The 10,667-nt window shown below is 52.9% G+C and carries 9 protein-coding genes and 1 tRNA gene; 3 read left to right on the top strand and 7 right to left on the bottom strand.

From position 1 onward, the window contains the following. Positions 1-355: 355 nt before the first annotated feature. The 7 genes from II896_02395 to II896_02365 form a co-directional block, all read right to left on the bottom strand. Positions 356-763 carry a hypothetical protein gene (locus II896_02395; GenBank protein MBQ4443494.1) on the bottom strand — a complete coding sequence of 136 codons (408 nt, stop codon included), beginning with the start codon at positions 761-763 and terminating at the stop codon, positions 356-358. A 19-nt stretch (positions 764-782) separates the two neighbouring features. Continuing rightward, positions 783-1,337 (bottom strand): antirestriction protein ArdA, encoded by a 555-nt coding sequence (locus II896_02390; protein ID MBQ4443493.1) that lies wholly within the window; start codon positions 1,335-1,337, stop codon positions 783-785. A gap of 1 nt (position 1,338) precedes the next feature. After that, the gene (locus II896_02385; GenBank protein MBQ4443492.1) at positions 1,339-1,551 is read right to left on the bottom strand and encodes a hypothetical protein; all 213 of its coding nucleotides are present in this window, start codon (positions 1,549-1,551) and stop codon (positions 1,339-1,341) included. A gap of 6 nt (positions 1,552-1,557) precedes the next feature. Then, positions 1,558-1,866 (bottom strand): hypothetical protein, encoded by a 309-nt coding sequence (locus tag II896_02380; protein ID MBQ4443491.1) that lies wholly within the window; start codon positions 1,864-1,866, stop codon positions 1,558-1,560. Beyond that, positions 1,863-2,240: a hypothetical protein gene (locus II896_02375; GenBank protein MBQ4443490.1), complete on the bottom strand. Its 378-nt coding sequence runs from the start codon at positions 2,238-2,240 to the stop codon at positions 1,863-1,865. The genes II896_02380 and II896_02375 overlap by 4 nt, the downstream gene beginning before the upstream one ends. An 89-nt stretch (positions 2,241-2,329) precedes the next feature. After that, positions 2,330-2,420 (bottom strand) — tRNA-Ser (locus II896_02370). Between the two features lie 129 nt (positions 2,421-2,549). After that, on the bottom strand, positions 2,550-3,434 hold the full coding sequence (locus II896_02365; GenBank protein ID MBQ4443489.1) for a hypothetical protein: 885 nt from the start codon (positions 3,432-3,434) through the stop codon (positions 2,550-2,552). Positions 3,435-3,779: 345 nt separating this feature from the next. Here II896_02365 and II896_02360 point away from each other — a divergent pair, with 345 nt between their 5' ends. The 3 genes from II896_02360 (at position 3,780) to mnmA (ending at position 10,274) form a co-directional block, all read left to right on the top strand. Next, positions 3,780-8,168, top strand: coding sequence for a hypothetical protein (locus II896_02360; GenBank protein MBQ4443488.1), 4,389 nt, complete (start codon positions 3,780-3,782; stop codon positions 8,166-8,168). Between the two features lie 134 nt (positions 8,169-8,302). After that, on the top strand, positions 8,303-9,199 hold the full coding sequence (locus tag II896_02355; protein ID MBQ4443487.1) for a cysteine synthase family protein: 897 nt from the start codon (positions 8,303-8,305) through the stop codon (positions 9,197-9,199). Beyond that, the gene (gene mnmA / locus II896_02350) at positions 9,192-10,274 is read left to right on the top strand and encodes a tRNA 2-thiouridine(34) synthase MnmA (protein MBQ4443486.1); all 1,083 of its coding nucleotides are present in this window, start codon (positions 9,192-9,194) and stop codon (positions 10,272-10,274) included. The genes II896_02355 and mnmA overlap by 8 nt, the downstream gene beginning before the upstream one ends. Positions 10,275-10,667 lie beyond the last annotated feature (393 nt).

Raw genomic sequence — 10,667 nt, 5'->3', positions numbered from 1 at the left:
TTTACAAGTTCTTCTTGCTTGTTTGCTGTCGTTAGGTTCAGTTCAATCATCTATATCATCTCCTTGTAATTTATTTTGTTTTTGAAAAGAGAGAATGCCTTAAAACGGACATTCTCTCCAAATACCTGCTTTGACTTCGCGCTTTTTTACGGGTATGATTTTCCATATCGGGTTGACGAGAATGTGATCGTCTTTCCGTGCTTTCGGTGGATATCTTATATATCCGAGTAAAGCCGTTTGAGCCTGTTTGTAAGTGTATGTAAGGAAGTAGCGAACGTATTTACGGCTGTTTTCTTCCTTATAGCAAACTTTGTATCCGTAGTCTTTGTTGTTTCGCTTTTTCATGGGCTACCTTCTATGCAGTTCTGACAAGTCCGCCGAATTGCGGTCTGAAACAAACGCTGCCAAACTCTGAACAGATATCGTCGGTAAGGTTTTTGACGTAAGCGCAGGCGTAACCTTCTTTCAAGTCTGCTCGGTCGTATTCCCATTCTTCGTCATCGTCCGAAACGTAGAAGAACGTCAGCAGTTCGCCAAACTCGGTAAAGTTGTGTATAACGTGATATACAAGCGCGTCGTATTCCTGTTCAAACTCGGATACGATTTCTTTTTGCTCATCGTTGAGCCAATAGAGGAAACCGCCGTTTTCAGACATATTGACGACGTTCTCTTTCTCAAATTCTTTGATAATGTTCGGATAGAGTTTGAGAGTTCTCATCCTTTCGAGTGCTTCGATTTTCTTTTGTTCGTTGGTTGTTTTCATTGTTTTTATCTCCTTGTTTTTAATAGATTTCAATTAAGCCTTCGCTGTATTCTTGTACGGTGTAGTCGCCGAGATACTTTCCGTATGCTTCAAAGTCGAAAAAGTCTTGCAGGTGTTCGGGTATCTCTCGGTCATAACCGGAACACGAAAACATTTCACGCCCGTAATCGTCCCAATCGTAGCCTTTATACAAATTGATATCATCATTCCAACGCGAGCCGTGGGAAGACACGAGATTTTCGAAGTCGTCATAACAACGGACTTCAAGGAACGCCATCAGAACGTTATACTTGTATTCGTCGTCTAAAACGCCCGATTCATAGAGCGTTTCAAATAGCGTTTGCGGGTTGGTATAATCCCAATTCTTACAGCCCGATGGCAAGCCTTCTACGTCCTGAATAAACAGTTCTTCGTCGATACCGTCGAGAATAAAGCCTTCTTCTTTGAGTTCATCGGTGATTTGCTCCCAATCGTTGTAGTCCGAAAGGTCAAGCCACTTTGAGCCTAACGCTCTTTCGTTGCATTCGTTGTATGAGCCCCAAGAGCCGATAACGATTTTGATATTTCCGTCCATTTCACGCCTCCATAAAGTCTTTGAGATAGATTTTCTCGTACATACAGCCGTATTCGAAGTATTCGCCGTCTTCATCGGTGTATATGTCGTAAGTGATGACGCTTATTTTGCCTCTGTTGGTAACGGCAACTTGAACTTCGTTCGTTCTTTCGTTGATGGATACAATGTCAAAGGTGATAAAGGTTTCACCGTCAAAGTGTTGATATTCAGCCATTTTTCATTACTCCTTTACGAATTTGTACCAAACTTGATATTCGACTTCAAGGTCGAGCATATCGTAAGAGCCGTCTTTTTCTCTGTAAACGGGAACTTCGGTAAAGTACATTGTGATATAGCCTTTGAACTCGTCTTGTTTGTTCGCGACGGGGTGGCAAGCCTTTTCAACGTCTTCAAAGATACGGATATAAGGCTTGTTGTTTTTGGATATGCACGGACAGAGTAAATTACCTTCCGTCAAATACCCGAAACCGGATAATTTCTTATCCGATTTACTTCTTACGTTGGTGATTGAGAATACTACTTTTTTCATTTTGGAATACCTCCGAATAATTTATTTGCCTTCCGGCAGGGGCAACGACAGCACGAAGAAAAGCAATAATTCAAACTACTTTCGGTCTTAATCCCCGAAGTCAACGAAAAAGGAAAAAATATTGCGTAAATAAAAAAAGAGCCGAACTTTATATCAAGTCCGACTCTCGGTATTTTAGAAGTTTTCAGCGATAATTTTTCCCGTTGGCTTCCGATTTTCTCCGTGCTACGATAGCCACAACGAGAAGGCAAATAAATCGGAGGGATTCCATCTTCATTGAAAAAGTATTCTCCGATCACAACAACGGGAAGAAGGTTCAAATAATATATGAAAAAGCCGAGCGTTCCCGCCCGGCTTTCGCTGAAATTATCCATATTCATCTTGCTACTTTGACTCCAAAGAAGTCTTTTGCAAAAAATAATACGAACTCCGAATTGTTCTCGGTGTTCGTATTATTCCCTTCTGGCGGAGAGTTAGGGATTTGAACCCTAGTTACCCTTATGAGGTAAACACGATTTCCAGTCGTGCGCCTTCGACCACTCAGCCAACTCTCCAAGGGTGCTCGAAAAAACAAGCGTTATTCGGTTTTGCGTGTGCTTTGGGCACACAACGACACTATTATAATGCAATTCCTTCCGCTTGGCAAGGGATTTTCGCACATTTGCCGATTTTTGTTGTTCTCCTCAATTAAAACCAAGTTGCGTCAGGTCTTTCGTCGAGTAAAAGGTCTTCGTCAGCAGTCCCACCGTCTTGCCTGCCAAGCGCTCCGCGAGTGCTTTGGTTGTGTCTGAGTAGTCGTCGTCTGTGTAGGCGAAGTCGGCCAGATCCTTGGGGTAAGTGATGCTACCCAAGAGGTACACGATCTTTTGCGGCTTGCCGTTGGTATCGAGAAGTACCCCCCCGTCCCCGTCCAATTTGGTCAAAATGATGAATTTGTCGTTCAGCACGTAACTCGCGCCCGCCGTTTCGTTCATCACGGGCTCGCCGTTTTTATAGGTGGCGTTGCCGTCCTTGTCGGTCACGTTGCCGTACACCTTGCCGTCTTTGAAGAGGTAGATATTCTCGTTGTTGTTGGCCGATTCGTAGTAGCCGTCGATAGAGGTGTAGTTGCTCTTGCTGCCGTCTCCCACGCGGCGTATGAGGTCGATGGACAGCGAACTGAAGGCGTAGTCCCCGTTCAAAAACACTTGTTCCTCGGTGGCGATGGCGTTATTCCATTCTTTGCCAACCTCGGCGGTTTGTTCTTTCTTTTGCTCTTCGCTCAACTCGCTGAGCGCCGCTTCCGCCTGCGCATATACGTCGTTGCGGATGGACAGCACGTAGCCCGTCGGCACTTCGCGCATTTCGCCGAACAGCTGAATGACGCCCGCGTATTCTATGCCGAAGCCCTTCTTATCTTGGTCGAAGCGCAGTTTCACGCCGATGGGCGCAAAGGCGTTCGCCTCCGTATCGTAGGTATAGAGGTCGTATCCGTCGCGTGCGGCGCTTTGCTCGTTGCACCCCGTCAAGAGACCGACGCCTATCGTCGCCACCAACACCATCACTATCAACCAACGCACCGTTTTCATTGCGAATCGCTTGCTCCTTTGCCGCAGTCGAGACCTTTTCGCGTCTCGTTGTCGCCGCTTTCTATACTATAGCCGAATCACCCGTTTTTGTCAAGTTGGACGACAAATTGCGCCCAAAAAACAGAATATTAAGAAAAATTAATAAACATATAATCGCGCTTAAAACGCAATAACGCGTGCATTAACGGACTTTTGCCCTCGATAGGGCGAGGCGGTTTACAAAAATAGTTGCAAAATCTTATTGCATTTTTCACTAAGCGATGATATTATTATAATGTATATGTATGCGTATGCGCTCGCGTATGCACGTATATAGATAAGGAAAATTCAAAAATGGAGGCTTTTATGAAAAATACGGCGATTAAAATCGTAAGCGGTGTTCTCGTAGTAGCACTTGTCGTTGTCGCGGCACTTGCCATTGCGGGCGTGTTCAGCACGCGCACCACCAACGAAGTCGCATTTGCGGAAGGTGACGCATCCGTCAACGAGCAACACATGTTCCGCAATTTCGACGCCAGCACCGTGTTGTACATTCGGTCGGTCGATGGCTCCGAGGTCAACGGCACGCCCGACACGTTCATCCACGTTGTCGACAATGCCTACAAAAAGGTCATCATGACCAAGGACACTGTCAAAGACGCGAACGGCAACATCGGCCTGAAACCCGAGGACGGCTGGAAGGAAGGTATGTTCTATTCCGTCAGCTTGGCCGCAGGGTATGAGTTCGTCAACGAGGAGTACGAAGGGCTCGATTCCTTCATGTGCATCGTTGCGGCGCGCGAGAGCACGGACGCCGACACCAAGGTGAAGGACAGCGTCATTATGCTCGAGGCGGGCAAGTTCAGCGTTGCGCAGAACGAAGTCGATTCCACCAAGTACACGCTCACCGTCGAGGGCAGCGCTCCCGCGGGCGAGGACTTGGTCTTCGTGTACAACGACGGCTTGAAGAGCCAAGCCTATCGCAAGGCTCAGAACGTAGGTAAAGTCGTTGCCAACGGCAACAGCTACACCCTCACGGTGGAGCAAGCCGACGTCAGCGACGTGTACGAGTACATCTACGTCAACAAGTCCTACGACGTGCAAAAGGACGACATCCAATTCGATCTCGAGGCCACCGAGGCCAGCTTGCGCCAAAGCGACTGGTTCTTGGCCGCCACCCGTTATCTCTACGGCGAGGAGTATTTGGACGGCGACAAAGAAGGCAAGAAGAAAGTCGAAGTCAAGTTCGACCCCGGCTTCACTCCCGGCACGCCTTCCAAGGTCACCCTCAACATCACCATCAAATTCAACGTGTTCGACGACGGCAAGGGCAGCATCGTTGTCAAGATTGCCAACACCCTTACCCCCGTGTTTGACGTGCACGTGCAAGACAACGAGGGCGGCAAGTCCTTCGACGTCAGCTTGGATATGGATGTGGAGACCACCGCTACCTTGGAGGCCAGCTACGCCAACAGTTGGTCCAGCTTGGACGAGAAAGGCAACAAGTTGACCGACATCGCCAACGGCTTGGCCAGCTTGGTCAAGAAGGTCACCAGCGAGAAGTTGGGTTCTCCCGACAAAGCGAAGCCCTACACGTTCGCCAAGTGGATCATCCCCATCGGCACCCTTCCCATCTGCGTAGAGGATAGCCTCGGCTTCGAGTTGGGCGCTTCCTTCGCGGGCGAAGTCGGCGCGTTGGCCACCAACAAGTTCCACGCCACCTTTGGTGTGGTCTATGCGGGCGGCAGTTTGCAAAGCTATCACAACATCGACGACAAGTTCCACTTCGACAACGTCACGATGGCCGGTACCGCGGGCGCCAAAGTCGGCTTGTTCAACGAGGTCGGCATCAGCGCGTACGGCACCATTTCCATCAACTTGGGTATCCACGCGGGTGTCTATGCCGACGTGGCCGGTCGTTTGAGCCTCTCCGGCGACGACCTCATCGCTCTCTTCAAGAATGAGAAGTCCCTCAATATCGTTCCCGCCTACTACTTCGAGACCGGTATCTACGCGTCCATCGACGCCAACGGCAAGGTCTTCGGCTTCAACATCGCCAGCTTCACGTTGCTCAACAAGAAGTTCCCCTTGTATCAAGCCGGCCACAAGTACCTGCCCATGAGCTTCATCGAGACCGAGGACAGCGACAATATCTATATGCAAAACTCCTACTTCTACGTCGTCGGTTGGGACGTCAACGCCTTGGATATCCAATCCATCGGCAGCGCCGCCACCGCGCGTAACTTGGCCTGGAGCGAGTTCGACTACACCGTGGGTCCCAACCTCCGTATGGAAGGCAACGTCGTGTACGCCACCACCGCGGATGAGTTCGAGTCCTACATCACCGTGACCAGCAAGGTCAACAAGGACCTCTCCAAGACCATTACCATCATCAAGAATCCCGAGGGTCCCACCACCACCCAAGCCGAGCAAGTGTTCGACCGCGCCTATCCCACCGATGGGTATTGGATGGTTATGCTCAACGCTTCCAAGTTCTTGGGCGTCACTTTGGACGGCACTCCTTTGTTGGACACCCAATACTCCTACAGCGGTGACACCCTCGCCATCGACCAATACGTCCTCAACGGGCTCAGCTACGGTGCGCACAGCGTCGTCGTCGAGGCCTCCAAGGGCTACCTCAAGTTGGTCGTGCGCGTCATCAACAGCGCCAACGTCGAGGTTGAGGACAGCCTCAAAGTCTTCGACAAGGCCGCTCCTTCCGCCGTCGTTTGGGATATGCAACTCCAAGGCAACGACGTCGTCTCCGTCGTGGAGGATTCCGCCAACGTGAGCGCCAAGTACTTTAACTACCGCGAGTCCGTCGGTCAATTCGCCATCCTCGCTTCCTACTGGGATGCCAAAGAGGTCGGCAGCTATACCGAGACCGTGACCTTGTCGAGCGGTGACGTCATCACCCTCTCGGTCGTCGTCAAGGATACCCGCGCCGCCAAGATGAATACCGCTTCCTACGAGTACGTGGTCGGCTCCAACGCCAAGCTCGCCTTGGACGTCGAGGCTTTCGACAACGCCGCCAACGTGGTCAGCGCCGTGGCTTTGGAAGGTACTTCCGTTCCCACCGACGAGGCCGTCGTTCCCGTCGCTTTGCTTGAAAACTTGGCTGTCGGTTCCTACCAAGGCACCGTCACCGTCGGTGGCGAAGCGCTTGCGTTCACCGTCAACGTGGTTTCTTCCACCGAGTCCCTCATCGTTCCCGTCAAGAAGAAAGTGTTCTACAAGTCTTCTGCCGAGGACGTGGTCTTCCAGGCCAAGATTCCTTCGGGTGCCAACGTGTCTATCGTGGGTGCCGAGGGCGGCTACGAGGTCGGTGCTGCCAGCATCACCATCAAGGCCGACTTCCTCCGCGCGAAGAAGGGCACCGAGTGGGAAGGCACCGTCACCGCCGGTAGCAGCAGCGTCAAGTTGGTCGTCAGTCTGGTCAACGACGTGTTGCCCGCTTTGGCCGGTGATACCTTCGGCTCCAACAACGACAACGCCATCTCCGTCGAGTGGAATTTGCAAGAGGTCGCATTGGCCGACGTGATCATCGAGGGCCTTGCCGCCGAGCAATATGCCAAGTCCAACGATAGACTCACCGTCTATCCCGCTGGTTTGGGCTACGGCGCCAACGTCGTCACCGTCTACACGCCTGTCAACACCATGAGCTTCACCATCAATCGTGAGGGTAAGCCCAGCGTCAGCGCCAACTGCACCGTCAACAAGAAAGAGGCCGAGGTCGCTGAGTACGCTTTGGACGTCGCTCACCTCGGGTTCAGTTACGTCACGGTGGACAATGCCACCATCTTGGCTTCGTCCTATCGTTACAACGCGGGCGTGCTCACGCTTGCCAACGAGTTCGTCTACAACTTGGCCGAGGGCACCTACACCGTGCACGTGCACCTCTCCGACGAATCCGTGCTTGACACCACCTTGACCGTCCAAGGCGACATCAAGGACGTCAACTCCGTCGGTCACGGCAGCTACGGCGCTCCCTACCTCATCTACACCGCCGAGCAACTCGCGGGTGTCGCTTCCTTCGTCAACCAAGGCAACGCCAACGCTTGCTACAAGTTGATGGCCGACATCGATATGTTCGGCAAGACCTTGACCCCCATCGGTGACGCCGATCATCCCTACAACGGCACCTTCTTCGGCAATGGTTACACCATTTCCAACCTCACCATCAGCGAGCCTGTCAAGGTCGACAAAGACGGCTACGCCATCGGTATGTTCGGTGTCGTGGGTACCGACGGTTGCGTCCAAGACTTGCGCTTGAACGGCGCCAAGGTCAGCTTCGCCAAGAGCGGTTCGGTCAGCGCGGGCATCGTCGTCGGTCGCAACGCCGGTAACGTCGAGAATATCACCGTTTCCGACGGTTCCATCACCGCCGAGAGCAAGAGCTGGCTCGACATCAAGAACGCCTACTTCGACTTGGGCGCGGTCGTCGGCTACAACAACGGCGGCGTCATTCGCAGCGTCTCCGTCGAAGCCAACATCCAAGGCAAAGTCAAAGGTCTCAACGTATTGGGCATTCAAATCGGCGGACGTAAGTCCCTCATCAACGCCGGTGCCGTGGTCGGTTACTTCACCACCACCGAAGAAGGCAGACGCCTTGTCAAAAACATCCAAGTTACCGCTTCCATTTCTTGCGATGCCGACAACAACAGCGTCAACAACAACGGCTGGTACGGCTACACCGATTTGTCCGAGGAAGAGATCGCCGCTTGCATCAAGCGCGTGTCCTTGTTCAACAAATAAGCCTTCGGGCGACAACAACGACGAGACGACCTTCGGGCCGTCTCGTTTTTATTTGGCTTGACTTCGCCGCGTAGTGGTAATATAATAATAATTGGTACGCGTGCACGCGTAAGCGCACGCATAGAAGGTAGATTATGGCAAGTTTAGAGTTGATTCAAAGCAAAATCGGCCACACCCCCTTGGTGTATATCGACACCATGGGCGGCGCGCGCATTTTCGGCAAATTGGAGAGCGTCAATCCCACGGGCTCCATCAAGGATCGCGCGGCCTACAATATGCTGCGCCGCGCCTTCGAGGCGGGGCAAATCGCCGTCGGCGACACCATCGTCGAGCCCACTTCGGGCAATACGGGCATCGGCCTTGCCTACGTCGGCCGTGAGGTCGGTCTCAAAGTCGTGCTCACCATGCCCGCGTCCATGAGTAAGGAGCGCGTGGACAAGCTCGTGCAGTACGGTGCCGAGGTCGTCTTGACCGACGCGCGCCTCGGTATGCAGGGCGCCGTCGCCAAAGCGCAGGAATTGGCCGCTGCGGGCGCGTTTATGCCCTCGCAGTTCGACAACCCCGCCAACCGCGAAATTCATCGCCTTACCACCGCGCCCGAGATATTCGGCGCGTTGCCCTCCGCCAAGTATATCGTCAGTCCCTTGGGCTCGGGCGGCACCGCCATGGGCGTCAAGGATTTCATTTTGCAGGAAGGTTTCGACGCCAAAGTCATGGCCGTCGAGCCCGAGAAGAGCCGCGTTTTGTTGGGCGAGCCCGCCCATTCGCACAAGATACAGGGCATCGGCGCCAACTTCGTCCCCTCCATCGTCCAAATCGAATTATTGGACGGCATTTTGCACGTTTCGGACGAGGACGCCTACTTCGCCACCAAGGAGCTCAAAGACAAATACAACCTCTATTGCGGCATTTCTTCGGGTGCCGCCTTGGTGGGTGCCAAGCAGCTCGCCGAATACGTCACGGGCGACGTCGTCATCATCTTGCCCGACAGCGGCGACCGCTATCGTAGCACGGGAGTATTCGATGCGTAGGGTAGTGGTAGGTCTATCGGGCGGCGTGGACAGCGCCGTCGCCGCGCTCTTGCTCAAGCGCCAAGGCTACGAGGTCGTGGGCTTGTTTATGCGCAATTGGGACGAGGTGGACGACGCGGGCGCTTGCACGGCCGAGGACGACTACCGCGACGTACGCCGTGTAGCCGACTGTTTGGGCATTCCCTACTACGCTGTGGATTTTGCGCGGGAGTATCAGGATCGCGTGTTCGCCTATTTCGTCGAGGAATACAAGAAGGGGCGCACCCCCAATCCCGACGTGTTGTGCAACCGCGAGATCAAGTTCGAGGTCTTTGCCGAGTACGCCCGCAGTTTCGACGCCGACTTCATCGCCACCGGCCACTACGCCAAGGTGGAACGCCGCGCGGACGGACTTCCCCACCTCATGCTGTCCGCCGACGCCGCCAAGGATCAGACCTATTTTCTCAACCAGGTCAAGACCGAGCAACTGACCAACGTGCTGTTTCCCCTCGCCGACGTCACCGACAAGCATTTCGTGCGCACGCTGGCCGCCGAGGCGGGGCTTCCCGTCGCCGCCAAAAAGGACAGCACGGGCATCTGCTTCATCGGCGAGCGCAAGTTCCGCCAATTCTTGTCTACCTATATCCCCATGCGCGAGGGCGACATCAAGACGTTGGACGGCGTCACGGTCGGCCGCCACCAAGGCGTGTACTACTACACCGTCGGCCAGCGCCACGGTTTAGGCGTGGGCGGCGGCGGCAACGGCGAGCCGTATTTTGTGGTCAAAAAGGACGTAGACAACAATATCTTGTGGGTAAATCAAGGGGAGTGCCCCGCTCTGTATAGCGACAGTCTTGTGGCCGAGCGCTTCAATTTCATTCCCACGCCCCTTGCGGACGGAGAGTACCGCGTGCGGTGCCGCATTCGTCACCGGCAGCCCCTCGAGTCGGCCACGGCCGCCGTCCTGGGCGACGTGGTCACCGTTCGGTTCGACCGCCCCCAACGCGCGGTTGCCGAGGGGCAATACGCCGTATTATATATGGATAGGGATTGCATAGGCGGCGGCGTCATCGAGCATAAGCACACGTTGGCGTAGTCCACCGCACCCTGCGATCGTTCGTTCCATCGAGCCGAAACCGCATCGAAAACCCGCGTTTTCCCGTGCGACGGGCGACTTTATCCTCGCATAATACGTAGTATTATACAAAAAAGATTTTTTTTGAAAATTTTGATATTTTTTTGTTGACATCTATTTCTCTTTGTGATAGTATTAATAGGCTGTCGTAAGGCGGCATTTGTATCTTGAAAAGTGAATAGATAGGTAAAGAAAGCGAGTGTGTCCTTGTTAATTCGCCTTTGAAAGAGGGCAAACAAGAATATATGAGTTTTAATTTCTTTGAACCAGAAAAACAAACAGTCTTTCTAAGAATAAGAGAAAAAACTTAAGTCAAGATTAAACTCAAGAGTTTGATCCTGGCTCAGGACGAAC

It is taken from the genome of Clostridia bacterium, assembly GCA_017394805.1.
Taxonomy (GTDB): domain Bacteria; phylum Bacillota; class Clostridia; order Christensenellales; family CAG-1252; genus RUG14300.
This window is presented reverse-complemented; position numbering and strand designations above follow the sequence as displayed.